24 protein-coding genes are annotated in these 26,973 nt (G+C 48.7%); 18 read left to right on the top strand and 6 right to left on the bottom strand.

The genetic code is table 11. The annotated features are described in order from the left end of the window. The first annotated feature begins 155 nt into the window (after nt 1-155). The 9 genes from HPS57_RS02000 (at nt 156) to thiD (ending at nt 8,303) form a co-directional block, all read left to right on the top strand. Nucleotides 156-1,298, top strand: coding sequence for a site-2 protease family protein (locus HPS57_RS02000; RefSeq protein WP_172179679.1), 1,143 nt, complete (start codon nt 156-158; stop codon nt 1,296-1,298). A gap of 457 nt (nt 1,299-1,755) precedes the next feature. Next, entirely contained in the window at nt 1,756-1,953 is a 198-nt protein-coding gene (gene thiS / locus HPS57_RS01995) for a sulfur carrier protein ThiS (protein ID WP_172179677.1), read from the top strand. A 9-nt stretch (nt 1,954-1,962) separates the two neighbouring features. After that, nucleotides 1,963-2,577: a thiamine phosphate synthase gene (locus tag HPS57_RS01990; protein ID WP_172179675.1), complete on the top strand. Its 615-nt coding sequence runs from the start codon at nt 1,963-1,965 to the stop codon at nt 2,575-2,577. A gap of 40 nt (nt 2,578-2,617) precedes the next feature. After that, on the top strand, nt 2,618-3,388 hold the full coding sequence (locus HPS57_RS01985; RefSeq protein WP_172179673.1) for a thiazole synthase: 771 nt from the start codon (nt 2,618-2,620) through the stop codon (nt 3,386-3,388). Between the two features lie 29 nt (nt 3,389-3,417). After that, nucleotides 3,418-5,106, top strand: a complete 1,689-nt coding sequence (thiC, locus tag HPS57_RS01980) for a phosphomethylpyrimidine synthase ThiC (RefSeq protein WP_172179671.1) — start codon at nt 3,418-3,420, stop codon at nt 5,104-5,106. Between the two features lie 4 nt (nt 5,107-5,110). Beyond that, entirely contained in the window at nt 5,111-5,800 is a 690-nt protein-coding gene (locus tag HPS57_RS01975) for a HesA/MoeB/ThiF family protein (RefSeq protein ID WP_172179669.1), read from the top strand. Between the two features lie 45 nt (nt 5,801-5,845). Further along, complete coding sequence (gene thiH / locus HPS57_RS01970; protein WP_172179667.1) at nt 5,846-6,976, top strand: 2-iminoacetate synthase ThiH; 1,131 nt, start codon at nt 5,846-5,848, stop codon at nt 6,974-6,976. A 6-nt stretch (nt 6,977-6,982) separates the two neighbouring features. After that, nucleotides 6,983-7,519 carry a thiamine phosphate synthase gene (locus HPS57_RS01965; protein WP_172179665.1) on the top strand — a complete coding sequence of 179 codons (537 nt, stop codon included), beginning with the start codon at nt 6,983-6,985 and terminating at the stop codon, nt 7,517-7,519. A gap of 13 nt (nt 7,520-7,532) precedes the next feature. Then, the gene (gene thiD, locus HPS57_RS01960; RefSeq protein ID WP_172179663.1) at nt 7,533-8,303 is read left to right on the top strand and encodes a bifunctional hydroxymethylpyrimidine kinase/phosphomethylpyrimidine kinase; all 771 of its coding nucleotides are present in this window, start codon (nt 7,533-7,535) and stop codon (nt 8,301-8,303) included. A gap of 90 nt (nt 8,304-8,393) precedes the next feature. On the opposite strand, the gene lpxB is transcribed toward thiD, so the two are convergent. Both lpxB and surE read right to left on the bottom strand, forming a co-directional pair. Continuing rightward, the gene (lpxB, locus tag HPS57_RS01955) at nt 8,394-9,521 is read right to left on the bottom strand and encodes a lipid-A-disaccharide synthase (protein WP_172179661.1); all 1,128 of its coding nucleotides are present in this window, start codon (nt 9,519-9,521) and stop codon (nt 8,394-8,396) included. A gap of 21 nt (nt 9,522-9,542) precedes the next feature. Beyond that, on the bottom strand, nt 9,543-10,322 hold the full coding sequence (gene surE / locus HPS57_RS01950) for a 5'/3'-nucleotidase SurE (protein WP_172179659.1): 780 nt from the start codon (nt 10,320-10,322) through the stop codon (nt 9,543-9,545). Between the two features lie 230 nt (nt 10,323-10,552). Between surE and HPS57_RS01945 the strand changes: the two genes are divergently transcribed. The 9 genes from HPS57_RS01945 (at nt 10,553) to alaS (ending at nt 22,228) form a co-directional block, all read left to right on the top strand. Then, the gene (locus HPS57_RS01945) at nt 10,553-11,314 is read left to right on the top strand and encodes a ParA family protein (protein ID WP_135939373.1); all 762 of its coding nucleotides are present in this window, start codon (nt 10,553-10,555) and stop codon (nt 11,312-11,314) included. Nucleotides 11,315-11,317: 3 nt separating this feature from the next. Continuing rightward, on the top strand, nt 11,318-12,226 hold the full coding sequence (locus HPS57_RS01940) for a ParB/RepB/Spo0J family partition protein (RefSeq protein ID WP_172179657.1): 909 nt from the start codon (nt 11,318-11,320) through the stop codon (nt 12,224-12,226). Between the two features lie 135 nt (nt 12,227-12,361). Beyond that, complete coding sequence (locus HPS57_RS01935) at nt 12,362-13,069, top strand: DUF5683 domain-containing protein (RefSeq protein WP_172179655.1); 708 nt, start codon at nt 12,362-12,364, stop codon at nt 13,067-13,069. Between the two features lie 8 nt (nt 13,070-13,077). Then, a complete protein-coding gene (locus HPS57_RS01930; RefSeq protein WP_172179653.1) occupies nt 13,078-14,421 on the top strand; it encodes a lytic transglycosylase domain-containing protein in 1,344 nt (447 codons plus the stop codon). Nucleotides 14,422-14,477: 56 nt separating this feature from the next. Next, nucleotides 14,478-16,736 (top strand): RelA/SpoT family protein, encoded by a 2,259-nt coding sequence (locus HPS57_RS01925; protein WP_172179651.1) that lies wholly within the window; start codon nt 14,478-14,480, stop codon nt 16,734-16,736. A gap of 56 nt (nt 16,737-16,792) precedes the next feature. Continuing rightward, nucleotides 16,793-17,812 carry a pectinesterase family protein gene (locus HPS57_RS01920; RefSeq protein WP_369811422.1) on the top strand — a complete coding sequence of 340 codons (1,020 nt, stop codon included), beginning with the start codon at nt 16,793-16,795 and terminating at the stop codon, nt 17,810-17,812. Nucleotides 17,813-17,876: 64 nt separating this feature from the next. Next, on the top strand, nt 17,877-19,055 hold the full coding sequence (locus HPS57_RS01915) for an MFS transporter (protein ID WP_172179649.1): 1,179 nt from the start codon (nt 17,877-17,879) through the stop codon (nt 19,053-19,055). 19 nt (nt 19,056-19,074) lie between these two features. Then, nucleotides 19,075-19,422 carry a MerR family transcriptional regulator gene (locus HPS57_RS01910; RefSeq protein ID WP_172179647.1) on the top strand — a complete coding sequence of 116 codons (348 nt, stop codon included), beginning with the start codon at nt 19,075-19,077 and terminating at the stop codon, nt 19,420-19,422. A gap of 166 nt (nt 19,423-19,588) precedes the next feature. Beyond that, nucleotides 19,589-22,228: an alanine--tRNA ligase gene (gene alaS / locus HPS57_RS01905; protein WP_172179645.1), complete on the top strand. Its 2,640-nt coding sequence runs from the start codon at nt 19,589-19,591 to the stop codon at nt 22,226-22,228. A 128-nt stretch (nt 22,229-22,356) separates the two neighbouring features. Here the strand turns inward: alaS and HPS57_RS01900 are convergent, their stop codons facing one another. The 4 genes from HPS57_RS01900 to HPS57_RS01885 form a co-directional block, all read right to left on the bottom strand. Next, the gene (locus HPS57_RS01900) at nt 22,357-23,271 is read right to left on the bottom strand and encodes an alpha/beta hydrolase (RefSeq protein ID WP_172179643.1); all 915 of its coding nucleotides are present in this window, start codon (nt 23,269-23,271) and stop codon (nt 22,357-22,359) included. 31 nt (nt 23,272-23,302) lie between these two features. Continuing rightward, nucleotides 23,303-24,226 (bottom strand): magnesium transporter CorA family protein, encoded by a 924-nt coding sequence (locus HPS57_RS01895; RefSeq protein ID WP_172179641.1) that lies wholly within the window; start codon nt 24,224-24,226, stop codon nt 23,303-23,305. A gap of 278 nt (nt 24,227-24,504) precedes the next feature. Continuing rightward, nucleotides 24,505-25,962 (bottom strand): aminoacyl-histidine dipeptidase, encoded by a 1,458-nt coding sequence (locus HPS57_RS01890; protein WP_172179639.1) that lies wholly within the window; start codon nt 25,960-25,962, stop codon nt 24,505-24,507. Continuing rightward, nucleotides 25,959-26,951 carry a lysylphosphatidylglycerol synthase transmembrane domain-containing protein gene (locus HPS57_RS01885; protein ID WP_172179637.1) on the bottom strand — a complete coding sequence of 331 codons (993 nt, stop codon included), beginning with the start codon at nt 26,949-26,951 and terminating at the stop codon, nt 25,959-25,961. The genes HPS57_RS01890 and HPS57_RS01885 overlap by 4 nt, the downstream gene beginning before the upstream one ends. Between the last annotated feature and the right edge of the window lie 22 nt (nt 26,952-26,973).

The raw sequence follows: 26,973 nt of genomic DNA, 5'->3' as shown, positions 1-26,973 counted from the left end.
GGGCACTTTGCATGTGCAAGCAGTATCATTTAGGCATTTGAATATGCGGCAATCAAGAGGTAGCACAATTGATAACTTTCAGAGTATCTTCCTTATGCAACCAAGGAAGATACTCTTTATTTTTTTGCTGTTGGCCAAATTGTTCGATACAAGTAATGAAAACAGGTCTTAAACTTCTTCTCAGTCTTTTCGCAGGTATGGCAGTCGGAGTGCTGGTGGCAACCATTCTTGTGGCAGTCTTTACGGATGCTTCTCTTACGGGAGTGGTGGCAAAGCTGTGTTCTGCTGACATAGCGGAAGCTGCGCTTTCATTCTTGGTGGGAGTGGCAGCTTTTGCTGTATCGCTGCTGATCCTTATTCCTGTGCATGAAGCCGGACATCTTGTCTGCGGACTTCTTTCCGGATATAAGTTCGTGTCATTCCGTATATTCAACATGACTTTCATACGTATTGACGGAAAGTTGCATGTCAAACGCTTCTCCATAGCAGGCACAGGCGGCCAGTGTCTGCTGACACCACCTGACGTGCCGTTGGAACAAGTGCCTACAATGTGGTACAATGCAGGAGGAGTGCTGGCAAATCTGCTGTTGCTTCCGGCAGCTCTGCCTTTGCTGTGGCTCGACCTAAACGCATTCATGTTTGAGGCAGTCTTTGTTTTCTGCCTGGCAGACCTTTTCCTTATTGTCCTCAACGGAGTGCCGATGAAGTTGGGCGGAATAGGCAACGACGCGTACAACATGCTCCACCTGCGCAATAATCCGTTGGGCAAGAGAGCGTTGGTTGCTTCACTTCGCTCCAATGCATTCATCCAAAACGGTGTGCGTCCGAAAGATATGCCTGACGAACTGTTTGACCGGACTACGGACATCGACTATCGGAATCCGTTGGAAGTCTCTCTTCCGTTGATGCATGCTTCACGCCTTGTTGACATGATGGAGTGGGAGAGGGCATACGCCGAACTTGAAGAACTCTATTCCCATAAGGCAGACATCATTCCGCTGTATGTCAATGAGATAGCCTGCGAACTCGCTTTCTGTGCCATGGTGACAGGGCGATGCGAGCAAGCGGTGTCATTGCTTGACACGCAACTTAGGAATTACATAAAGCAGTACAGCAATGTGATGTCCTCAAAATTAAGGATTCAGTGCGCCATAGCATTGTACATAGACAACGACCGCTCCAAAGCCATGGCACTTTACGACACGCTAAAGGCTTCGCAAGACAAGTATTTGTTCCAAGGAGAGGTAAGGAGCGATTTGGCGATAATGCAATGGATGTTGCAGAAAAGCAACGGTTGAGAATACTTAAAATAACGTTTCGTATCTCATTGATTTTCAGTGGTGTTGCAAAAGGTATCACTTTGCATTGCAAAGTGATACCTTTTATAGTGTAAAGTGTTATCTTTCGCATGGTGAAGTGTTACCTTTCATTTTACCATTTATATGGCAATGTTTTGTATGAAAATAATTTTCCACCAAAAATATTTGGTTGTTTGCCGGAAAAGCAGTATCTTTGCAGGCAAATAACAAAGACTCGGGGTGCTTTTGTTCCGATACCTTTATGAAGAAAGGTTTGGGCAGAGGCTGAGATTATACCCATTGACCTGATGCAGATAATGCTGCCGTAGGAAATGAGAATGATATCATCGTATCATTTTATATATGAGTAAACCCGGGTGACGGCATGTTTTCAGCCGTTGTCCGGGTTTATGTTATATGGCATAATCCTCTCCGGGACGATAAAAACAACAGGATTATGAATATCAAAATCAACAACAAGACTACTGAGACTTTTGCGTCTGACCTGCGAGAACTGGCAAAGGAACTTGGACTGCCGGAGTGTGGTGTGGCTATGGCATTGGGTGGACAGATGGTGCAGCATGATGCTTGGGCAGCGACAAGCCTGAGGGATGGAGACAGTGTGATAATCATCAAAGCGGTTTGTGGAGGATAAGGAAAGAGTATGCTACAGTTTATCTCACATTATACAAAGGAATACTCTTATCTTGACTCCATACGCATGGCTCTTGAGGGAGGATGCCGGTGGGTGCAGTTGCGTATGAAAGGGGCAGGCGACGATGAGGTGCGCCCTGTTGCGACAGCTGCGCAGCGCATGTGCCATGCTACCGGAGCCACGTTCATCCTCGATGACCGTGTGGAGCTGGCAAAGGAGTTGCGCGCTGACGGCGTGCACCTTGGCTTGAAGGACATGCCGATAGCGGAAGCAAGGCATCTGTTGGGCGACGGTTTTATTATAGGAGGCACAGCCAACACCATTGCCGATGTGCGGCAACATCATGCTGCCGGCGCTGACTATATTGGCTGCGGTCCGTTCCGTTTCACCACCACCAAGAAAGGACTGTCACCTGTTTTGGGGCTTGACGGCTATCGTGGCATAATGCAAGCCATTATGGCCGATGGCATAAGGCTGCCGGTGGTGGCGATAGGAGGCATAACGGCAGATGACATACCGGACATTATGCAGACAGGTGTCAGCGGTGTGGCACTGAGTGGCGCGGTGTTGCGTGCCAGCGACCCTGTGGCAGAGATTAGGAAACTTATTGCACTGACAAGTTAATGGTTACTTATAATCGTTTTTCATAATACATAATAAAATAATGGGCAAATTAGTCATTGCGGGAAGAGAATTTGATTCCCGCCTTTTCCTTGGAACAGGAAAGTTCGGTAACAACAGTTTGATGGCTGAGGCTATCAAGGCAAGTGGGACAGAGATGGTTACGGTAGCCATGAAGCGTGTGGAGCTTGAGGACAGCCACGACGACCTGCTGGCGCACATCATGCAGAACAGGAACATACAGCTGCTGCCTAACACCTCCGGAGTGCGCAATGCGGAAGAGGCTGTCTTTGCGGCGCAGATGGCGCGTGAGGCTTTCGGCACCAACTGGCTGAAACTGGAGATACACCCTGACCCACGCTATCTGTTGCCGGACTCTGTGGAGACACTGAAGGCTACGGAGCAGCTGGTGAAGTTGGGCTTTGTTGTGCTGCCTTATTGCCAGGCAGACCCGACATTGTGCAAGCATCTGGAGGAGGCCGGTGCGGCAACAGTCATGCCGTTGGCGGCACCCATAGGCACCAACAAGGGGCTGCGCATGAAGGATTTCCTCCGGATTATCATTGAGCAGTCCATGGTGCCGGTGGTTGTCGATGCCGGTATCGGTGCGCCAAGCCATGCGGCCGAGGCTATGGAGATGGGTGCAGACTGCTGTCTGGTGAACACTGCCATAGCTGTCTCCGGCGACCCTGTGCAGATGGCCATAGCATTCAAGGAGGCTGTCGTGGCAGGTCGCCGCGCATACGAAGCCGGACTGGGTGCCGTCAGCGATTCGGCAGAGGCAAGCTCGCCGCTGACAGCGTTTCTTGACTGAATAACATTGAAAAAAACAAAGAAAGACTTATGCCTAACGATAATAAAGCGTACGCCAAAAGGGAAAAGGCGTACATGACAGGAAAGATTTTCCCGTCGGTAAAGGTTGGGATGACCAAGGTGAATCTCACGCCTACAGTAACAAAGGACAAGCATGGCATACCTCATATAGTGCCGAATGCACCGGTCTATATCTATGACACCGGTGGATCTTTCTCAGACCCAAGCATAGAGGTGGATTTGAAGAAGGGATTGCCAAGGGTGCGTGAGCAATGGATAGTGGAGCGTGGCGATACGGAGGAACTGCCACAGGTGACGAGTGAGTATGGCAAGCAGAGGCTCGCTGACCATTCGCTTGACAGTCTGCGTTTTGAGCACATACGTTTACCACGCCGTGCCGTAAAGGGCAGGAGCATAACACAGATGGCATACGCCAAGGCGGGGATAATAACCCCGGAGATGGAGTATGTGGCAATACGTGAGAATATGAACTGCGAGGAGTTGGGCATCAGGACACATATCACACCGGAATTTGTGCGTGACGAGATAGCCCGCGGTCGTGCCGTGCTGCCTGCCAACATTAATCACCCGGAGTCTGAACCTATGATTATAGGCCGCAACTTCCTTGTGAAGATTAACACAAATATAGGCAATTCCGCCACCACATCATCTATAGAAGAGGAGGTGGACAAGGCTGTGTGGTCATGCAAATGGGGCGGTGACACGCTTATGGATCTGTCAACGGGAGCTAACATCCATGAGACAAGAGAATGGATAGTACGCAACTGCCCTGTGCCCGTAGGTACTGTGCCTATCTATCAGGCTCTGGAAAAAGTGAACGGTCGTGTGGAAGACCTGACATGGGAAATCTACAAGGACACACTTATAGAACAGTGTGAGCAGGGTGTGGACTATTTCACTATACACGCCGGCATACGCCGGCAGAATGTGCGTCTTGCTGACACACGCTTGTGCGGAATAGTGAGCCGTGGAGGTTCTATCATGAGCAAATGGTGTCTGATACATGATAGGGAGTCGTTCCTGTATGAGCATTTTGACGATATATGCGACATTGTGGCGCAGTATGATGTCGCACTGTCTTTGGGTGACGGATTGCGTCCCGGATGCATTGCCGATGCTAACGATGCGGCACAGTTTGCAGAGCTTGACACGATGGGCGAGCTCGTGTTGCGTGCTTGGGACAAGAATGTGCAGGCATTCATAGAGGGACCGGGTCATGTGCCTATGCAGAAGATACAGGAGAACATGGAGCGTCAGCTTGACCACTGCCACGAAGCGCCTTTCTATACCCTTGGTCCTATTGTGACCGACATAGCTCCGGGATATGACCACATCACCGGTGCCATAGGTGGCGCGCAGATAGCATGGATGGGTACGGCCATGCTGTGCTATGTCACACCGAAGGAACATCTTGCCCTGCCTGACAAGGAGGATGTGCGTGTAGGTGTGGTGACATACAAGATTGCTGCACATGCTGCAGATGTGGCGAAAGGCCACCCCGGGGCGCAGGTTAGGGACAACGCATTGTCAAAGGCCCGATTTGAATTCCGCTGGCGGGACCAGTTTCATTTGTCGCTTGACCCTGAGCGTGCGTTGCAGTATTTCGAGGAGGCCGGGCATACGACCGGAGAGTATTGCACCATGTGCGGCCCTAACTTCTGTGCTGCCAAACTGTCCCACGACCTTAGAAAACTGTAGACTGATGGAATCAAGATATGCAAGGCAGCTCCTACTGCCTGAGATTGGTGCAGAAGGGCAACGCCGTTTGTCAGATGCACGTGTCCTGATTGTTGGCGCAGGTGGCTTAGGTTCACCGGTTGCCGCATATCTCGCCGGTGCAGGAGTAGGCACGATAGGTATTGTTGATGATGACGTGGTGAGTGTGAGCAATCTGCAGCGGCAGGTATTATATGATGAAGGCATGGTTGGGCGTGCGAAGGCACTGTGTGCCAAGGAACGCTTGTCGGCATTGAACAGTGGAATTGTTGTCAATGCCTGCAATGAGAGGCTCACGCCGGACAATGCAGGACGGCTGATAGGCGGTTATGATATTGTTGTTGACGGTACGGATAATTTCGCTGTGCGTTATGTTATCAGTGACACGTGCCATGCACAAGGCAAGCCAATGGTTTACGGGGCAGTCTGTGCTTTTGAAGGCCAGGTCTGTGTGTTGTGCAAAGGGCATGCCACCTATCGCACCTTGTATCCTGATGAGGCCGCACCTGCCATGCCGTATTGCGGAAAAGAGGTTGTGGGCGTTACACCGGCTGTTGTCGGTAGTGTGCAGGCAGCGCAGGTCTTGCAGCTGATATGCAGTTATGGCGAGCCGCTCATAGACCGCTTGTGGAGCATAGACCTGCGGACGATGCAGAGCTTTGTGGTAAATATCTGACAACCATAATGTTAGCGATTTGATATTTTAATAATAAAGAAAAATATGTTTTCAGAAGAATTACTAAAGATAAGTTGGGATGGCACAACAGAACGCATAGCCCGGATGACCGATACCGATGTCAGGCGCGCTTTGGCAAAGGAGCATCGTGATGTCAATGACTTCATGGCTCTTGTCTCTCCGGCAGCTGAGCCATATCTGGAACAGATGGCACGGCTGTCGCGCAAATATACAGAGGAGCGTTTCGGCAAGACAATGTCGATGTTCATACCGCTGTATATCACAAACTCCTGCTCCAACTCCTGCGTCTATTGCGGTTTCCACCGCTCCAATCCCATGGCGCGCACTATCCTTACGCCGGAGCAAATCGAGAATGAGTATAAGGCGATAAAGAAACTTGCGCCATTTGAGAACATCCTGCTTGTGACAGGTGAGAATCCTGCGAAGGCCGGAGTGCCGTATTTGGCTAAGGCTATTGATTTGGCGAAGAAGTATTTCTCCAACATAAAGATTGAGGTGATGCCGTTGAGCATGGAGGATTATCACGAGTTGGCCAAGCATGGTCTTAATGGTGTGATATGCTTTCAGGAGACGTACCATAGGGAGAACTATAAGCTGTATCATCCGGCAGGAATGAAGTCTGATTTCGAGTGGCGTGTCAACGGTTTTGACCGTATGGGTAAGGCAGGAATGCATTCCATAGGCATGGGAGCATTGTTAGGCCTGGAGAAGGAGTGGCGCACAGATGTGGTGATGATGGCTTATCACCTGCGCTATCTGCAGAAGCATTACTGGAGGACAAAGTATTCTGTGAACTTCCCGCGTATGCGCCCTGCGCAGAATGAGGGATTCCGACCTAACTGCTTCGTGACGGACAGGGAATTGGCGCAGGTTACGTTTGCCATGCGTATCTTTGACCATGATGTGGACATATCATATTCCACACGTGAGCCGCAGTTCATTCGTGACAATATGTGCACACTTGGAGTAACGACAATGTCAGCGGAGTCAAAGGTTAATCCCGGCGGATACCACACCTATCCGCAGGCACTTGAGCAGTTCACTGTCTCTGACAACCGCACAGCCAAAGAGATAAACCTGCGCTTGAAGCGGTTGGGGCGTGAGCCTGTGTGGAAGGATTGGGACGCTTCTTTTGATTTGTTTGTAAAGCAATAACTATCGATGTTCACGACAATAGTGATAACAATGCCGACATTCATTGATGCGGAAGCCGAGCGGATAGTAATGTTTTTGCGCAGTGGTGTCACCTTGGTGCATATCCGCAAGCCCGGGGCAGAATATGATGAGGTGGAGCGGTTGGTGCGCAGTGTGCCTGCGGAATGGCGTAACAGATTGGTGGTGCATGACCATTTCACTCTTGCTCAGCGTTATTCGCTTTACGGGGTGCATCTGAACCGCCGTAATCCGCAGCCGCCTGTTGGGTGGGAAGGTGGTGTGAGCCGTAGTTGTCATTCGTTGGATGAGGTTGTGCGTTATAAGGATGAGCACGATTATCTGTCCCTTTCGCCAATATTCGATTCCATTTCAAAGCAAGGTTATTGCTCTGCCTTTACACATGACGATATTTGTCGTGCTGTAGCCGACGGTATCATAGACAGCAAAGTGTATGCACTCGGTGGGGTGACTTTCGCTGCCTTGCCGGCACTAAAGGCTCTTGGTTTTGGAGGTGCAATGATATTAGGAGATGCGTGGAGGTGAAAATTAATGAGTTATGAAGACTGTACTTACCATAGCCGGCAGCGACACATGTGCCGGTGCCGGCATTCAGCAAGACCTTAAGACTGTCACGTCTTTGGGGCATTATGCTGTTACGGTTATCACTGCACTGACAGCCCAGAACACAGTGGGAGTGCAGGGTGTGATGACTGTACCTGCAGATATGTTGCAGGCACAGCTTGATTCTGTGCTGAGTGATGTTGAAGTGGCTGCTGTGAAGATAGGAATGATACCTGATGCACAGTCTGCACGTATCATTATAGACACCATTGGGCATCTTCATGTACCCATTGTATGTGACCCGGTGATGTTCTCCACCAGTGGCACGCAGCTGATGAGTGATGAGTGCATAGATGCTATAAAGCGTGGGTTGTTTCCGCTTTGTACACTTGTCACTCCAAATATTCCGGAATCAGAACGACTGGCGGGTGTTACTATGGCGGATGCCGGTAATGTCGGACGTATGTTGGTGGAGTGCTATGGATCGTCGTTCTTGATAAAGGGAGGGCATGCCGGTGGAAATGTGATGACAGACCGCTTGTATTGTGCTGATGGAAGTGTTCGTGAATATACATCACCACGCATAGCCACTACTAACCTTCATGGCACCGGTTGCACATTGTCAAGCGCTGTAGCAGCTTTGCTGGCAGAAGGAAAGAACCTGCAGGATGCTGTCTGCGGAGCGAAAGAGTTGATTGATAAAGGGATAAAACAAGGCCGTTCCCTTTATATAGGCAAAGGAAATGGTCCGTTGTGGGTGTTCTGATGAATAAAATATGTAATGGCTATTGTGCCAATGTAGAGTTTAGGGCTGTCCTAATCGTATTATACTGACAACAGAATCCATATTGCTGCATCATTGCTTCAGCAACGCAGTCATTATCTGTGCTGCGTTCTCCGGTGCGGACTCGTTGCCGAGCCTTATGTGTACCTCTTTATATTCGTCCAGCATTTTACTGCGTTTCTTTCCGCCGGGAAGTATGTCCGACAGGCAGGAACTGATGTTTTCCACGGAAAATCTGTCGGCGAAAAGTTCGGGAACGATTTCCTTGTCGGCAATGAGATTCACGAGTGAGATGTACTTGCATTGTATAATATGGTCGAAAGCCCATCGTGTGATTTGAGGTACAGGCGTTTTGTAGCACACCACTTGAGGCACATTGAACAAGGCTGTCTCCAATGTCGCCGTGCCACTCGTCACCAATGCCGCTGTGGAGTGGGAGAGCAACTCATAGGTAGCGTTCTCAACGACAGGTGTGCCTATGTCGTTGATTTCGACCGAAGGGGCTTTAGCCACAACATATTGGCAGTCTGGCAGTATGTCTGCCACTTCAAGCATTGTCATGAGGTTGTCCTTTATCTCTTGTTTTCTGCTGCCCGGGAGCAATGCGACGATAGGCCGTTTCGGGTCAAGCCCATGCGCCTTGCAGAACTCCTTCTTTGTCTCGGTGTATCCACTCTTGAACTTTCTTACCTCATCGGCGGTCGGGTTGCCAACATAATGTACGGGATAGTTGTGCTTCCCTTGGAAGAAATCCACCTCAAAAGGCAGGATGCAGAACATTTCGTCGACATCCCTCTTGAAATTCTTTATGCGGTATTCCTTCCACGCCCATATCTTTGGGGCGATGTAGTAGAACACTTTCGGTTTCTTATCAGCCTTGAGTTTCCTGAGCCATTTGCATATATTGAGATTGAATCCGGCATAGTCTACGGGAATGACAACATCAGGCTGCCATGCGAGAATATCCTTCTTGCACTGTGCCATGCTGCTGAAAATCGTGCGCAGATGCGTAAGCACAGGGATGAATCCCATGTATGCGATTTCTTTGTAGTGGCGCAGCATAGTGCCACCTGCAGCACGCATGTTGTCTCCTCCTATGAAGCGGAACTCAGCTTTCGGGTCATGACGCTTCAAGGCTGTCATCAGATGCGCTGCATGAAGGTCACCGGAAGCCTCTCCGACGATAAGGTAGTATTTCATATTTCTGCCGGATTTTGCAAGTTAGAACTCAAGTGTTTTGAAAAGATTGTAGTCAGTAATGTCTATGGTGCAAGGAGTTACGGCAGCATATCCGTTGCGTATTGCCCATGCGTCAGTGTCCTCTGCGTCAGGTTCGTTGCTCTTATAGTATCCTTCAAGCAGGTACATCTGGTTTCCTTGTCTGTCGGTTCGGTCCTGAGGTGACACCTCATTGCGCCAATAGCCGTCAGCCATACGGCACACGCGGATGCCTTTCAGCTCGTCATAAGTTGCTGTTTTCGGCACGTTTACATTCAGGCAGGTGAAGTGTGGCAGACCTTCGTCAAACACCTTCCTAATGACTTTCTCCACCACAGGGCGCATTGGCTCGAAATTGGCGTCAGGCTCGAAGTCACAAAGAGAAAACGCTATGGACGGAATCCCTTTCATGCAGCCTTCGAACGCCACGCCTATCGTTCCGCTGTAATGTGCGTTTGTGGATGCGTTGTCGCCATGGTTTATGCCTCCGAGGATAAGTTTCGGCTTGCGTTTGCATAATGTTCCGTACGCCATTTTCACACAGTCCACAGGCGTGCCGGTGCAGAACCATACATCCACGTCCTCAGGGTAGCCCGCTTCGACGCTGCTGGCTTTATGCAGAGTGATGTCGCTCATTGTGAACGCCCTTGACTTTCCTGACTGCGCACCCTCAGGGGCACAGACGAGAACTTCTCCGAACTGCATCGCTATTTTTGCGAGTTCGCGTATTCCTTTTGCACGGTATCCGTCGTCGTTGGATATTAAAATAAGTGGTCTTTCCATAATCTTTTGTTTTCTTTTCCAAAGCATTTTCCATGCAGTCCGGCAAGTGTTGCAAAGCAGGGATGTATGTGCCGCATGGTGCTTGTAACTATCAATGTAACTTAAATAACGATGCAAAATTACTAATTTTTGGGCTAATATGCTAATTTCTCAAATAAAATCATTAACTTTGTACCCAAATATCCGGTACTTTGAGCCGGGGACAATGAAAAAAGATAATATTTCATATTATGGCAAAGATAATAGCTATCGCTAATCAGAAAGGTGGAGTGGGTAAGACTACGACTACGATTAACCTTGCTGCCTCATTGGCAACGCTGGAGAAGTCTGTACTTGTCATTGACGCTGACCCACAGGCGAATGCGTCCAGTGGTCTTGGTGTTGACATACAGGATGTGGAATGCTCCATATACGAGTGCATAATCAACCATGCGGATATTCGCGAGGCGATATACACTACAGACATTGAGGGACTGGATATTGTGCCAAGCCATATCAATCTTGTAGGTGCGGAGGTGGAGATGCTTAACGTTGACAAGCGTGAGATGATAATAAAGACAATGCTCGCACCGGTGGCAAACGAGTATGACTATATCCTGATAGACTGCTCGCCGTCACTCGGCCTTATCACGGTAAACTGCCTGACGGCAGCCAATTCCGTTGTCATTCCTGTGCAGTGTGAATACTTTGCGCTGGAGGGCATTACAAAACTGCTGAACACAATAAAGATTATAAAGACACGACTGAACCCGGCTTTGGAGATAGAGGGATTCCTGCTGACGATGTATGACAGCCGCCTGAGATTGGCAAACCAGATATATGATGAGGTGAAGCGCCATTTCCAGGAGCTTGTGTTCAAGACTGTAATCCAGAGAAATGTAAAACTATCCGAGGCTCCAAGTCATGGAATCCCTGTCATCCTTTACGATGCGGACTCTAATGGAGCAAAAAACCATATAGCTCTTGCTAAGGAGATTATCAACAAGAAATAACAAATGGCAGTAAGAAAGAAATTCACCACGCTTGGACGTGGACTTGATGATATATCCGCTCCGGGAAAAGGATTGGGAGCATTGATTTCCACTAACGATGTGCAGACAAGCGGCTCTTCAATGATCAACGAGATTCCTATCACACAGATTGAGCGGAATCCTGACCAGCCACGCCGTGACTTTGACCAAGAGGCACTGATGGAACTTGCCACCAGTATCAGAGAAATAGGCATAGTTCAGCCGATAACGCTTCGCCAATTATCAGAGAATCACTACCAGATAATTGCCGGTGAACGCCGATGGCGTGCTTCCCAACTGGCAGGGTTGTCATCATTGCCGGCATATATCCGCACCATCAATGACGAGAATGTCATGGAGATGGCTCTCGTGGAGAATATCCAGCGTGAGGACCTCAATGCCATTGAAATAGCGTTGGGCTATCAGCATCTCATTGACAATACGGGCATGACTCAGGAAAGGCTTGCCGAACGTGTCGGCAAGAAGCGCACGACAGTGGCAAATTTCCTCCGATTGCTGAAACTTCCTGCACAGGTGCAGATGGCATTGCAGAAGAAGGAAATTGATATGGGACACGCGCGTGCGTTGCTTTCACTTGATGATCCGAAGATGCAGATAAAGCTGTTCAAGGACATAATAAAGAGCAATCTCTCTGTGCGTAAGGTCGAAGAGCTTGTACAGCAGCTGAAGAATGGTGAGACTGTGGAGCTTGGCAAAAAGAAGGTAAAGGGAACTCCTGCTTTGCCGGAGCCTCTTGAGGCAGTGCGCAGGCATCTTGCTGAAAGGATAGGGCAGAAGGTGCAGCTTTCTTGTGGCAATAACGGAAAGGGAAAGATAACTATCCCTTTTGCCAATGAAGAGGAACTGCTGAGGATTCTGGACACGCTGAATTGATGAAAGAGTGGGCAGGAATCAAAAAACTCTTTTATGTCCTGATGTGACATGCTCTATAAATATAATGTGTAGAGTGGGATGTTGTTTTCAATAAATCAAGAAAAAAGTATCAGACACATACTGAACATATTGCTTGTGCTGATTATTACCAATGCTGATGTGGCTGCACAGGAAATGGCTGACACTACCTTCAAGAAAATGGAGATAGTGCAGGATTCTGTTGTTGGCAAGGATATGGAAAGCATACTCTTGTCTTCTTCCAACGAAGAGAAGGCTGTGGAGGCAAAGGCAGAAAAACAGGCAAGGGATTGGAACACATGGAAGCCGAATGTGAAGAAGGCGATGTGGATGGCTATTGTCATTCCCGGCGGAGGCCAGATTTACAACCGTAAATACTGGAAGCTCCCGATTGTCTATGGAGGATTTGTCGGTTGCGCCTATGCTTTGCGATGGAACGGGCAGATGTATTCTGATTATGACCGCGCTTACCGTGATATGATAGATGACGATCCGTCTACGGACAGTTACATGAAATTCATACATCTTGGAAACACGGAGATGACTCAGGAACAGATAGTCGAGAGATACAAGCCTATTTTCAAGTCCCGAAGGGACAAGTTCCGCAGGTGGCGTGACTTGAGCATATTCTGCATGATAGGTGTATATGCGCTATCTATTGTGGACGCGTATGTTGACGCTTCTCTCTCCGAGTTTGACATAAGTGATGATTTGACGATGAAGGTAGCCCCTGCGTTTATCGACGGAAGGGGACAGAAAATGATGGCGTCGCGCAGCAGCCTGCAGAATAATGGGGTGGGAGTGCGTTGCAAGTTGAACTTTTAAAAATGACTATGAATATAAAGAAATACATTACAGTAGCAGCTTTGTTGGCAGGTGGTGTCTGGGGGACAGCCACGGCACAGGTTGTTTACGTTGAGGATGAAGACAAGGATGTTGTGGTTAAAGACGATAATGGTGACGAAGAGACAATAGAGGTTCCCGAGGCAATGATGCAGGATCTTGACTCCCTTCTGAACTCGTATCACGTTCAGACTTATCTGAAACAGGATGAGGACTGCAACATGCGTGATGTGAATCCGTATTTTGAGCCGGATGTTTACCGAGAGCGTCTACGCAGACTGCCTACTCTTATGGAAATGCCGTACAATGAAGTCGTGCAGAAATTCATAGAGCGTTATGCCACAAAATTGCGCCGTTCCGTAAGTCTTATGCTCGGTGCCAATAATTTCTATATGCCGATATTTGAGCAGGCATTGGAGACCTATGGCATGCCATTGGAGTTGAAGTATCTTCCTGTGATAGAGTCTGCATTGAATCCAAGGGCAGTGTCTCGTGTCGGAGCTACCGGACTTTGGCAGTTCATGCTTGCGACAGGAAAGCAGTATGGCCTGAAAGTGAACACTTTGGTTGACGAACGCCGCGACCCGGAGAAAGCATCCTATGCTGCTGCACATTATTTGCGTGACCTTTATCGTATTTTTGGAGACTGGAATCTTGTTATTGCAGCCTACAATGCCGGACCGGAGTCTATCAACAGGGCTATCCATCGTGCCGGTGGGGTGAAGGACTATTGGAAGATTTATCCTTATCTCCCCAAAGAGACAAGAGGATATGTCCCGGCGTTCATTGCAGCGAACTATATCATGAACTATTATTGTGAGCACAATATCTGTCCTATGGTGACAACTTTGCCGGTTAAGACGGATACGGTGATGGTCACTCGTGATGTTCACTTGGAGCAGGTTGCAAAGGTGCTGGACATTGACATGGACGGACTTTGCGCCATAAATCCTCAGTACAGGCATAACATTGTGCCGGGCTCTGCGGAGCCTTCTCCTATCCGCCTGCCTGTGGCGTATGTGAATATGTTCATAGACAGGGAGGACTCCATTTACGCTTACCGTGCTGATGAGTTGCTGCAAAAACGTACGGAAGTGGAGGTTGCCGATGTTGTGATGTCCACACGCCGCGAGTCTGTCTCATACAAACGTTCTAAAGGACGGAGCAGCAGGCGAAGCAGAGGAGGACGTGGCTCGAAGAGTGTGACTATCAAGAGCGGGCAGACACTTTCAGAAATAGCACGAAAGAATCATACAACGGTTGCGAAACTGAAGAAACTGAACAAGATTTCCGGCACAAACATACGTGCAGGAAAGAAGTTGAGGGTAAGGTGACGTGCCTGATTGAATCATCTTTGGAAACCTGAATTTCATATAGTACAATACAGTCTATGGCAGAAGATATTCTCAAGAGAACGGATGACGAGAGTATGGTTGATGCAGCTTTCCGTAAATTACTGGACTGCTATATGCAATCATCCCATCGTCAGAAAGTGGACATCATAACGCAGGCGTTCAATTTCGCACGCCAGGCACATCGTGGTGTGCGTCGTCTATCAGGCGAGCCGTACATCATGCATCCACTTGCTGTGGCTTATATTGCCTGTAAGGAAATGGGGCTCGGCTCTACAAGTATCTGTGCTGCATTGCTGCATGATGTGGTGGAGGACACGGATTATACCATTGATGACATAGAAAGCATTTTCGGCTCTAAGATAGCCACGATTGTCAACGGACTGACAAAGATTTCCGGCGGCATATTCGGTGACAAGGCATCGGCACAGGCAGAGAACTTCAAGAAACTGCTGCTGACCATGAGCGATGACATCCGTGTCATACTTATAAAAATATGTGACCGTCTTCACAATATGCGAACACTTGCATCCCAGCCGGCAAACAAGCAATATAAGATTGCCGGCGAGACGCTGTATATCTATGCACCGTTGGCAAATCGCTTGGGACTGAACAAGATAAAGACAGAACTTGAAGACCTGAGCTTCCGTTATGAGCATCCTGAGGAGTACGAAAACATTTGCAAGAAGCTTAAGTCCACACAGGACAAGCGTGACATGCTCTTTGATGAGTTCACATCGCCTATACGTACCGCCCTTGACAAAATGGGCATTGATTACGAAATCAAGGCAAGAGTCAAAAGCCCGTACTCCATCTGGAACAAGATGCGCAACAAGCATGTCACGTTTGACGAGATATATGACATACTTGCCGTGCGTATCATCTGCAGTCCTCGTGAGGGCGAAGATGAGATAAACGAATGCTTCCAGATATATGTCGCTGTCAGCAAACTGTACAAGGCACATCCTGACAGACTCAGAGATTGGCTTAACCATCCGAAAGCAAATGGTTATCAGGCTCTCCATGTCACTCTGATGTCACTGCTCGGAAGGTGGATAGAGGTGCAGATTCGCTCCAAGCACATGGATGAGATTGCCGAGCAGGGATTTGCCGCACATTGGAAATACAAGACAGGAGAAAACACTCCTGATGATGACCGTGACAAAGAACTGAACGACTGGCTTCGCACAATAAAGGAAATCCTTGATGACCCACAGCCTGATGCAATGGATTTCCTTGACACAATAAAGCTGAACCTGTTTGCAAGCGAGATATTTGTCTTCACTCCGAAAGGAGAAATTGTGACCATGCCTGCCGACTGTACAGCCTTGGATTTCGCATACAATATCCATACGTTCATTGGCAGCCACTGTATTGGCGCAAAAGTCAATCACAAGTTGGTGCCGTTAAGCCATAAACTGCAGTCCGGTGACCAAGTGGAGGTGCTGACATCAAAGGCACAGCACGTACAGCCGGAATGGATAAATTTTGTGTTTACAGCGAAGGCAAAAGGCAAGATTCAGGCTCAGTTGCGCCGTGATGAGAAAATCATACGCAGTGAAGGCGAAGAGATACTGCGACAATGGTTCAAGGACCATGATACAGAAATGGCTGTATCCCTTGTCGACAAGCTCTGCGACCTTCTTGAAGTGCATAAGCATGAACAACTGTATCTGGGCATAGGGCGCAAGTCTTTTGTACTGGACGATGTTTTGTACAAGAAACTCACAGGCAAGAAGAGAAAGGCTGTTGACATTGCAGGCTGGCGCAAGTTTGTCCCTTTCATAAAATCAGATAAAAAGAAACCTGCCAAGACTGAGGATAAATTCATAGTCACAGATGATTTTGACAAGAAAAAGCCTGTATATCTTACGGAGGAGACAATCGGCAAATACATATTCCCGGACTGCTGCCATGCCATTCCCGGTGATGACATATTAGGATATATAGACAACAAGAACCGGATAAAGATTCATCGTCGTGACTGTCCTGTGGCAATCCGTTTGAAGTCAAGCTACGGCAACCGCATTGTCGACGCGAAGTGGAAGATGCACAACATGATGCTGTTTGATGCAGGAATCATGGCAAAGGGAATCGACAGAATCGGCTTGCTGAAGGATGTGACCCGGATACTCTCTGACGAGTTGAAGCTGAACATAAAGAGCGTGAACATAAATTGTGAAAATGAACTCTTTGAGGCACATTTTGCAATCAGGGTTCATCACCGTGCCGAGGTGCAGGACATAATAAAGAAATTACGTGGCGTTGACGGCATAGAGGAAATATCTATGGAGTGAAACCGTCACTGACACAATGGACAAACTGTTGAAATACAATCCCTTAATAAAACAAAATGATGAACAACTTCAAAAAGGTTTTGCTGGCATTTGCTGCCATAATGAGTGCTGTCTCACTCCAAGCCGCCAACAAGTATGATAATCCGGACACACTGTTTGTTGCCCGTGACGGCACGGCAGAGTTCCGCAATGTTGCGGAAGCGATAGAGGTTTGCCGCGCTTTCATGGACTACCATAAGGTGATTTTCGTGAAGAAAGGCATTTACAAAGAGAAGATCGATGTGCCGACATGGCTCACCAATATAGAAATATGTGGCGAAGACCGTGACAACACAATAATCACATGGGATGACCATGCAAACGTGAAACTGCCGGAGACAGGCAAGCCAATGGGCACTTTCCGCACTTTCACGGTGAAGATAACCGGTTCAAACATAACATTCAAGAACATCACGATCGAGAACAACTCTGCAAGGCTCGGTCAGGCAGTAGCCCTCCATGTCGAAGGTGACAAATGTGTGTTCCTGAACTGCCGTTTCCTTGGTCATCAGGACACAATCTATACAGGCCGTGGAGGCGCGCGCCAGTATTTCAAGGATTGCTACATTGAGGGAACGACAGACTTCATCTTCGGTCCTTCAACGGTATGGTTTGAGAACTGCGAGATAGTCAACAAGTCCGACTCCTATGTCACAGCAGCGTCAACTCCGAAAGACCAGAAGTACGGATATGTCTTCAACAACTGCAAGATAACCTGCCTTACCGGTGATGCCGCAGCAAAGAGCAACCGTGGCGGACAGGCAATCAAGAAATGCTATCTTGGACGTCCATGGCGGCCTTACGGATACACTCTGTTCATGAATTGCGAGTTGGGCGCACACATTCTCCCTCAGGGCTGGCATAACTGGGGCAATAAGGAAAACGAAAAGACGGCCCGTTACCTGGAGTACAACAACCGTGGGGAAGGTGCAAAGACGGAAGGCCGTGTTGCGTGGGCAAAGCAACTGACAAAGAAAGAGGCTGCGAAGATAACACCGGCAGAGGTGTTCGGCGGTGATACCGGGTGGCTCAGATAAATATTAGGTAAAAGATTCACCGGCAGACAACTGTCGGAAAAACAGCAGGAATCTCTTGACAACAATGGACAAATTATGGAATAGCAACTATGTGAAGGCATTGGCAGCGAATTTCATGCTGTACTTTTCCTTCATGCTGATAGTGCCGATTCTGCCGTTGTATCTTGCCGATACTTATGGAGCGGGAAAACATACCATAGGACTTGTGCTGTCAGGCTACACAATAACCGTCATGCTGGTACGTCCGTTCAGTGGATACATCGTTGACAGTTTTGACAGGAAGAAGGTGCTGACAGCATGCTATGGCGTGATGTTCATCCTCTTCGGCGGTTACCTTATAGGAGGCTCGCTACTGCTGTTCACAATCATAAGGACACTCCACGGTGCTCCCTATGGCGCGACGACAATCGCCAACAGTACGGTGGCAATCGATGTCCTGCCATCCTCACGCCGTGCGGAAGGCATCGGCTACTATGGATTGTCCAACAATCTTGCCACGGCATTGAGTCCTTCCGTAGGCATACTGATCTACGATGTCACACATGATTTCCGCATCCTGTTTGCCATATCCATGCTTGTCAGCGGCGTAGGACTGCTTGTCGCCTCTTCGATAAAGGTGAAATCCCGGGAATGCACGCAAAAAGCGGAACTGCCGAGGATGAAGCTCGACCGGTTCTTCCTTACAAAAGGGTGGAGCCAGGCACTGATAACCTGCTGTTTCGGACTGAGTTACGGCATCCTCTCCACCTATCTTGCCATCTACGGGCGTGAGCGGTTGGGGATAACAAGCGGCACGGGGATGTATTTCCTCATATTGAGTGTAGGACTGATGCTTTCACGTCTGCAAGGTGCAAAAGCATTGCGCGACGGCAACATAACACATAATGCAGCCGTCGGCGTGAGCATCTCTGTCTTCGGCTACATACTGTTTGCCGCTGTTCCTGACTTGTGGGCATACTATGCCTCGGCATTGATCATCGGTCTTGGCAACGGTCACATGTTTCCGGCGGTGCAGACAATGTTTGTGAACCTTGCGCCGAACAGCCTGCGCGGTACGGCAAACTCCACGCTGTACACATCATGGGATGCCGGCGTCGGACTTGGAGTGGTGTTTGGAGGCATATTGGCGGAGATGTCCGGCTATGGTCCCGCATTCTGGCTTGGAGCAGCGGTGAACTTATTCGGTGTGGTGTTCTTCTTCACCTATGTCCGCAAGAGTTTTGAACGGAACAGATTACGATAACCCCTCTATTTATACAGTTATGGCATTGAATACAAATAAGAAGCTAAAGCTCTACTACTCGATAAAGGAAGTGGCAAAGATGTTTGACGTTTCCGAAAGTCTTCTCCGCTATTGGGAGACAGAGTTTCCGACTCTCCATCCGAAGACCACATCGAACAATGTGCGCCAATACACTGAAGCTGACATAAAGCAAATCCGTAACATCCATAACCTTGTCAAGGTGCGCGGATTCAAGATTGCGGCGGCACGCAAGATGATCATGAAGAACCCCACTGTCGTTGACAAGAGCACGGAAATCCTCAACACACTTGTCTCTGTCCGTGACGAACTCAAGGCAATACGCAAGCAACTGGACACATTGCAGTAGATGCTCTCAACTCAAAGGTGACCTTTTGTTGTGCAAAGTGTTACTTTTAACCATGTGAAAGGTTACACTTTACCGTGTAAAAGATAACCTTTTTTCGGAAGAAATGTAAGTGGTTGTTACAGAGTGATATAGAAGTAAAAAACAAAATAGAATAAAGAATATACAGATGATGACAGCAAACGAAATCCGTGACTCATACAAGAAATATTTTGAGTCAAAGGGACATGCCATTGTGCCAAGTGCGCCAATGGTAGTGAAGGACGACCCGACATTGATGTTCACCAATGCCGGCATGAACCAATGGAAGGACGTGATCCTCGGAACACGCGACCCGGAGCCACGCCGCCGTGCCGACTCCCAGAAATGCCTGCGTGTGTCCGGCAAGCACAACGACCTTGAGGAAGTGGGACACGATACGTATCATCATACAATGTTCGAGATGCTCGGCAACTGGTCATTCGGTGACTATTTCAAGGAAGGTGCCATCGACATGGCATGGGAATATCTTGTGGATGTTCTGAAACTCAACCCTGCCGACCTTTATGTCACAGTCTTTGAGGGCGATGACAAGGAGGGACTTGCACGCGACGACGAGGCTGCCGGCTATTGGCTGAAGCACGTCCCTGCCGACCATATCATCAATGGCAACAAGCATGACAACTTCTGGGAAATGGGTGACACAGGTCCTTGCGGCCCTTGCTCCGAGATTCACCTCGACTCCCGCACTCCGGAGGAGAAGGCACAAGTGCCGGGACGCGAGCTTGTCAACAAGGACGACCCGCAGGTCATCGAGATTTGGAACATCGTCTTCATGCAGTACGAGCGCAAGGCTGACGGACATCTCGAGCCACTCGGCATGAACGTCATCGACACCGGTATGGGTTTTGAGCGACTTGTGCGCGCCATCCAAGGCAAGAACTCCAACTACGATACAGACATCTTCCAGCCTATCATCAAGGAAATCTGCCGCCTCTCAGGCAAGGAATACGGCAAGGAGGAGAGCATCGATGTCGCAATGCGCGTCATTGCCGACCACCTGCGTGCCGTAGCGTTCTCCATCGCCGACGGACAGCTCCCTTCCAATGCCAAGGCCGGCTATGTCATCCGCCGTATCCTCCGCCGTGCAGTGCGCTATGCCTACACATTCCTTGACCAGAAGGAGTCCTTCATGTTCAAGCTCCTTCCTGTGCTTATCCGGGAAATGGGCTCTTCCTATCCCGAACTGCCGGGACAGCGCGAGCTTATCGGTCGTGTGATAAAGGAAGAGGAGGACTCATTCCTCCGCACCCTTGACAAAGGTATCTCCATGCTTACAGAGGCAGTCGACGCTTTGAAGGCAGAAGGCAAGACAGTCCTTGACGGCTCAAAGGCATTCCGCCTGTTCGACACCTACGGTTTCCCTCTCGACCTTACCGAACTTATCTGCCGTGAAGCAGGCATAGAGGTGGACGAGAAGCAGTTCAATGTGGAAATGGAAGCCCAGAAAGCCCGTGCACGCAATGCGGCGCAGGTGGAGAACGGCGACTGGAACACTGTCGGCGACTTTGACATAAACGAAGAGCAGAAGTTTGTCGGATACGACTTCTCAGAACACAACTGCCGCATCACACGCTACCGTATGGTGAAGCAGCAGAAGACCACCTTCTACGAGCTTGTCCTCGACAACACTCCTTTCTATGGCGAAATGGGCGGACAGGTAGGCGAACAGGGCGTCCTTGTAAGCGAGAACGAGACAGTGGCAGTCATCGACTCAAAGCGTGAGAACGGTCAGACCGTACATATCGTAAAGGAACTTCCGAAGGACATGGAGGCAGAGTTCATGGCTTGTGTCGACACAGACAAGCGCGACGCATCAGCTGCCAACCATACAGCGACCCACCTTCTCGACTATGCCTTGAAGCAAGTGCTTGGCGACCACGTCGAGCAGAAAGGCTCTTATGTCTCCCCTGACACTCTGCGTTTCGACTTCGCCCACTTTGAGAAAGTCAGCGATGAGCAGCTCCGCGAGGTGGAGCGCATTGTCAACTCCATGATTCGTGAGGACATCAGCCGGCAGGAGCACCGCGACACTCCAATCGAAGAGGCAAAGAAACTTGGTGCTATCGCTCTCTTTGGAGAGAAATATGGCGACAAGGTCCGTGTCATACAGTTCGGCCCTTCCGTAGAGTTCTGTGGCGGTATGCATGCCACCTCAACAGGACGCATCGGCATGTTCAAGATACTTTCCGAGGCTTCTGTCGCTGCCGGCATCCGTCGTATCGAGGCAGCTACCGGCAAGAACTGGGAGGAGCGCTGCTATGTGATGGAGGACACAATCAAGGACATCAAGGCTCTCTTCAACAATGCGAAAGACCTTCACACTGCCATTGAGAAATTCATCTCTGAGAATGCTGACCTGAAGAAGCAGGTCGAGTCATTCAAGGCACAGCAGGTAGAGCGTCTGAAGACAGCCCTTATCGACAAGGCTCATCACCTCAATGACGGCACAACAGTCATCAAGACAGTCATCAACATTGATGCAGCCGCAGCCAAAGACCTTGTCTTCAAGATTCGCGAGGCTGTCCCTGAGAAGCTGGTATGCGTAATCGGAGCAGAGTCACAGGGCAAGCCATCATTGAACATCATGCTTTCTGACGACATGGTTGCTGCCGGACTTAATGCCGGCAAACTCGTCCGTGAGGCAGCGAAGCTCATCCAGGGCGGTGGCGGCGGCCAGCCTCATTTCGCCCAGGCGGGCGGCAAGAATGCCGACGGTCTCCATGAGGCGTGCGACAAGGTGCTGGAGCTCGTCAAGCAGGCGCTGTAATATAAGGATATATATAACGGAAAAATGAGAATCTTATAATGAGATTCTCATTTTTCCGTTATTGCTTTTTATTCAATATTTTAATTCCGACTTAGTCTTTCATGAAGACTGTATATAGCTTACAATTGTCATAGAATTCCTAACTCTTTCATCCATTTTGCTGCAAGCGCTGTCCATGTATCAGTTAAATCAGGGTTATTTGTCAGGTTGATTCCATGTCCCCCTTTAGGATATATATGAAGTGAAGAGTTCTTTATTCCTTTATTCTGAAGAGCAGTGAAATACATGACACTATTGATGTAAGAGACAGTGCGGTCGTTGGCTGCGTGAATGATAAATGCTGGTGGAGTTTCGGCAGTGACTCTTTTTTCACAAGAAAACATTGCTTTTTCGTTATTATTGCAGAATTTGCCTAACAGGTTTTCTCTACTGCTTTTATGTGCATATTCATCCATGGAAATAACAGGTGAGACTAATATTGTGAAATTTGGTCGTGCAGGAATTGTATCAAGTGTGTCTCCTGTATGAGAAATTACATCATCCATGGTTGATAGACACGCTGCAAGATGACCTCCGGCAGAGCATCCCCATGTTCCTATTTTGTTTCTGTCTATCTTAAAATGTGCATGATTCCCTCTTATTATTTTCATTGCTCTTTGTGCATCTTCTATAGGTGCGCTATGGTACATACCTGACTTCCCTGCAAGTGGGAGCCTGTATTTCAAAACAAATGCCGTTATTCCCATTGTGTTGAACCATTTCGCTATCTCAAAACCGCTCAGACGATATGCTTGATGTGCGTATCCTCCTCCGGGAATTATTAGTACAGCACTTCCGTTTCTGGTAAAATCAGAGGGTAAAAATGCATAGATACCAGGTGTCTTTACTGTAAATATAATTTCATGATTCATACTGTCTTTTGGACTTACACATGTATTCTCTTGAATGCTTCCTTTATGCCATAATGGTATGAATTCTTGTCCCAAGGCAGGAAATATAAAGAAATTACTTAGTAATAATGATAGTATGAAGTCTTTTTTCATTAAAATATTATTGGTATTTTTAATTGGGGATTTATATCAGCTGTTTCCACTTCAGGGCCGCCCAGCTTGCGATGCTGACGAAGATGGACATGAAGAGGGCGATGGCGAAGCCTAACGGGTTGTTCTCCATGCCGTTTACAAGGTTCATGCCGAACAGGGATGCGATGAGGGTGGGGAACATCATGATGATTGTCACGGAGGTAAGCGTGCGCATGGTGGTGTTCATGTTGTTGTTGATGATACCACGGTAAGTCTCCATTGTCGATTCAAGAATGTTCGAGTAGATGTTCGTTGTCTCGCGTGCCTGTGACATCTCGATGTTGACGTCCTCGATGAGGTCGGCATCAAGTTCGTCCACCTGCAGCTTGAATTTCAGCTTTGCCATAAGGTTCTCGTTGCCGCGGATGGATGTCTGGAAATAAGTCAGGGAGTCCTGCAGGCGTGAGAGGCCGATGAGAGCCTCGTTGTCCACATCCTCCATGTCCTTCTTTGCCTGGTCGATGCGTTGTGAAATCTGCTTCAGGCGTTTAAGATACCATACCGCACTGCTGAGGAAAAGCCTGAAAATCATGTCCACATAGTCCGTGAATCCCTCGCCTCTGCGCTTGTGGAAACTGATGAAATCAATCATCATGTTTGTCTCGAAATTGCAGACAGTGATGGTGACATCACGCTTGTGTATGATGCCCAAAGGCACTGTGGTATATGGCGTGCGTGACCTTATCTCCTTGACGTAAGGTATGCGTAGGATGATAAGCATCCATCCGTCGTCATATTCGTAACGCGCCCTCTCGTCGTTATCGGAGATGTCGGAAAGGAAATAATCAGGAATCTTGTATGTCTCTTCCAAGTGACGGCGGTCCTCGTCAGTAGGACATGTCACCTGTATCCAGCAGTTTGGCTGCCATTCATCAATCTGCTTCAATTGATGCTCGGTATTCCAATAATTCTTCATAATTTGTAAGCCTTTTTTGTACACAAAACATTTCCTGAGGCCTACAATCCCAAAGGTCGTATCCCCAGAATCACATGGTTTCGTTTTCCGGATGATAATCGTCCATTTCTTGTTCTTATTGGTTAAACATTGGCATAAAGAAACTACCTTTACACCGAAATCAGGTGCAAAGGTAGTAAATATATTCCTAAAATCAATGATACAAGTTGTTGTTTTATACTTTTTTTAACAACAAACCGTTGTATCCTGCTTCAAAATATCTGTTGTGCAAAAGCCTGTTATTTCTCCGGAACCTCTTCAAGGGTACACTTGATAAGCTGCCAGAACTTCCACATCGTGGAGATTTGGCAACGCTCCTGAGGAGTGTGCGGATGCTCAAGTGTCGGTCCTGTGCTGACGATGTCAAGTCCTGGGTATTTGCCAAGGATGACGGAGCATTCCAAGCCAGCGTGCACGACATTAACGAGAGGTTTGTTGCCGAACTCACGCTCATAGATAGCCGACATAATCTTTATCATCTCAGAATCAGGATTCGGGTCCCATCCGCCGTAGCTTCCGGAGAGCGTCACTTTCATCCCTGCCATGCAGAATGCGCTTTCAAGCACAGAAGCGATGTACTCCTTTTGTGACTCGGAGGCAGAGCGTGCGAGTATCTTTACCGAAGCCTTTCCGTCGCCGATGTTTACGATGGCAAGATTGCTTGATGTCTCCACAATCTCAGGAATGGACGGTATATAGCGCAATACTCCGTTATGGCAGGCATTGATTGCGTTGATGACATTGTCGGCAATCTCTTCCGGAATCTGTGTTTTTGGCAACTCCATGTCCTCGCTTGTCACTGTGATGCTGTTCTCAATGCCTTTGTATTCGTTGCAGAATGTGTCGTTGTACTCTGCCACAATCGCCTTCAGTTCCTCAACATTCTCTGCCGGAACGGTGAAGACAGCTTCACAGGTGCGTGGGATGGCATTGCGCATGTTGCCGCCGTTCCACGTCGCGAGTCTTGCGTCAAGGTTTGCAATGATGTCAACAGCGATGCGCGCCATGAGTTTGTTGGCATTGGCAAGTCCCAGGCCAATCTCCAGTCCTGAGTGTCCTCCGTGCAGTCCGTCGATAAGGATTTTCACGGCTTTGTCCTCGCTGTCGGTTGCCACCTCTTTATATTCTATCTCTGCAGTGACATCAACACCGCCCGCAGAGCCGATAATCATCTCGCCTTCTGTCTCTGTGTCAAGGTTAAGAAGTATCTCACCTTCGAGTTCCCCTTCTGGCAGGGCGTTTGCACCGATCATGGAAGTCTCTTCGTCGGCAGTGATGAGCGCGTTCAGAGGACCATGCTTGAGAGTCTTGTCCTCCATGATTGCCATAATGGCAGCCACGCCCATACCGTCGTCAGCGCCGAGAGTAGTGTTGTTGGCATACACCCAGTCGCCCTCAATGTGTGTCTCGATAGGGTCGGTCTCGAAGTTATGTGCGGATGCAGGGGATTTCTGTGGCACCATGTCCATGTGTGCCTGCAGGATGATTCCCTTGCGGTTCTCCATGCCCGGTGACGCCGGTTTCTTCATGACGATGTTTCCGGCAGGGTCTTGGAACGCTTCCACTCCCGCCTTCTCTGCGAAGTCAAGGAGGAACTTCCGGATTTTGTCAAGGTGTCCGGAAGGACGTGGAACTTGTGTGAGCAGGTCAAAATTGCGCCAGATGCATTCCGGCTTAAGGTTCTTAATCTCGTTCATAGTATTTGTTTTTTAGAGTTTGTCAATGATAATGCCACCCAGCTGTATATACCCAAAGCCACTACAAGCAGCGTCTGAACGGTATGTACGATGAGCACGAAATAAAGTGCGTTTATGTCAGCCACACCATAAAGTATCAGCATTGTCTTCACTGCGAAATGCCAAGGACCTGCACCGTTAGGTGTTGGGACTATCACAGCAATCGAACCGACGATGAACGTGACTAGCGCGCACATCACACCGAGGTCGGCTGTAAAGTCGAAACAGAAGAAAGTCAGATAGTAATGCAGGAAATAGCTTGCCCAGATGGCGATGCTGTAGAACAGGAACAGTGGGATGTTCTTAACTTGTTTTAATGACATCAGACCCTCCATCACGCCTTGTGTGGTGGCTTTCACCTTATTATAGAAAGACAGTTTCTTCCTGACAAAGTAAAGAGAGATGAGCGCAGCAATGCCGCAGATGGCTGTCACGACATAGCCCGTTGTGGTGAATCTGCCAAGGAAATCGCTGATGTTCACTCCGGTCTTCTCAAAGAAAATGCCGAACACCCGCATTTCGAGCAGCAGTGTGCAGGCTGTAATCATAAGGATAAGGACAGAATCGACCATCCTTTCCACAACAACCGTGCCGAGAGCTTTTGGGAACGACACTCCGTCCTTCTTGTTAAGCACACCGCACCGCATGAACTCGCCTACGCGCGGTATGAGCAGGCTTACTGCATAAGACAGGAAAATGGAGTTGACACTTGTCGATGTGCGTGGCTTCTCACCGATAGGTTCCAATGTGAGCTGCCACCGCCAGCCACGGAATGCCTGTGCAAGGATGCCGAAGGGGAATGACAGCCACATCCATGTCCAGTCCATTTCCTTCTCCATAAACCTCCACATCCCTTGGAAGTCAAAATCACGGTACATCCAATAGAGTATCGCGCTGCCAAGGACAAATGGCAACAGTATTTTGATTGTCTTTCGGATGATTCTTTCCATAATAACTGCAAAATTATAAAAT

The sequence above is a fragment of the Palleniella intestinalis genome, from assembly GCF_013166595.1.
In the GTDB taxonomy this organism is placed as follows: domain Bacteria; phylum Bacteroidota; class Bacteroidia; order Bacteroidales; family Bacteroidaceae; genus Prevotella; species Prevotella intestinalis.
This window is presented reverse-complemented; position numbering and strand designations above follow the sequence as displayed.

Bases quoted from the DNA above. Each gene is read 5' to 3' on its own strand.
- HPS57_RS02000 (WP_172179679.1), top strand. From the start codon at position 156: ATGAAAACAGGTCTTAAACTTCTTCTCAGTCTTTTCGCAGGTATGGCA.
- thiS (WP_172179677.1), top strand. From the start codon at position 1,756: ATGAATATCAAAATCAACAACAAGACTACTGAGACTTTTGCGTCTGAC.
- HPS57_RS01990 (WP_172179675.1), top strand. From the start codon at position 1,963: ATGCTACAGTTTATCTCACATTATACAAAGGAATACTCTTATCTTGAC.
- HPS57_RS01985 (WP_172179673.1), top strand. From the start codon at position 2,618: ATGGGCAAATTAGTCATTGCGGGAAGAGAATTTGATTCCCGCCTTTTC.
- thiC (WP_172179671.1), top strand. From the start codon at position 3,418: ATGCCTAACGATAATAAAGCGTACGCCAAAAGGGAAAAGGCGTACATG.
- HPS57_RS01975 (WP_172179669.1), top strand. From the start codon at position 5,111: ATGGAATCAAGATATGCAAGGCAGCTCCTACTGCCTGAGATTGGTGCA.
- thiH (WP_172179667.1), top strand. From the start codon at position 5,846: ATGTTTTCAGAAGAATTACTAAAGATAAGTTGGGATGGCACAACAGAA.
- HPS57_RS01965 (WP_172179665.1), top strand. From the start codon at position 6,983: ATGTTCACGACAATAGTGATAACAATGCCGACATTCATTGATGCGGAA.
- thiD (WP_172179663.1), top strand. From the start codon at position 7,533: ATGAAGACTGTACTTACCATAGCCGGCAGCGACACATGTGCCGGTGCC.
- lpxB (WP_172179661.1), bottom strand. From the start codon at position 9,521: ATGAAATACTACCTTATCGTCGGAGAGGCTTCCGGTGACCTTCATGCA.
- surE (WP_172179659.1), bottom strand. From the start codon at position 10,322: ATGGAAAGACCACTTATTTTAATATCCAACGACGACGGATACCGTGCA.
- HPS57_RS01945 (WP_135939373.1), top strand. From the start codon at position 10,553: ATGGCAAAGATAATAGCTATCGCTAATCAGAAAGGTGGAGTGGGTAAG.
- HPS57_RS01940 (WP_172179657.1), top strand. From the start codon at position 11,318: ATGGCAGTAAGAAAGAAATTCACCACGCTTGGACGTGGACTTGATGAT.
- HPS57_RS01930 (WP_172179653.1), top strand. From the start codon at position 13,078: ATGAATATAAAGAAATACATTACAGTAGCAGCTTTGTTGGCAGGTGGT.
- HPS57_RS01925 (WP_172179651.1), top strand. From the start codon at position 14,478: ATGGCAGAAGATATTCTCAAGAGAACGGATGACGAGAGTATGGTTGAT.
- HPS57_RS01920 (WP_369811422.1), top strand. From the start codon at position 16,793: ATGATGAACAACTTCAAAAAGGTTTTGCTGGCATTTGCTGCCATAATG.
- HPS57_RS01915 (WP_172179649.1), top strand. From the start codon at position 17,877: ATGGACAAATTATGGAATAGCAACTATGTGAAGGCATTGGCAGCGAAT.
- HPS57_RS01910 (WP_172179647.1), top strand. From the start codon at position 19,075: ATGGCATTGAATACAAATAAGAAGCTAAAGCTCTACTACTCGATAAAG.
- alaS (WP_172179645.1), top strand. From the start codon at position 19,589: ATGATGACAGCAAACGAAATCCGTGACTCATACAAGAAATATTTTGAG.
- HPS57_RS01900 (WP_172179643.1), bottom strand. From the start codon at position 23,271: ATGAAAAAAGACTTCATACTATCATTATTACTAAGTAATTTCTTTATA.
- HPS57_RS01895 (WP_172179641.1), bottom strand. From the start codon at position 24,226: ATGAAGAATTATTGGAATACCGAGCATCAATTGAAGCAGATTGATGAA.
- HPS57_RS01890 (WP_172179639.1), bottom strand. From the start codon at position 25,962: ATGAACGAGATTAAGAACCTTAAGCCGGAATGCATCTGGCGCAATTTT.
- HPS57_RS01885 (WP_172179637.1), bottom strand. From the start codon at position 26,951: ATGGAAAGAATCATCCGAAAGACAATCAAAATACTGTTGCCATTTGTC.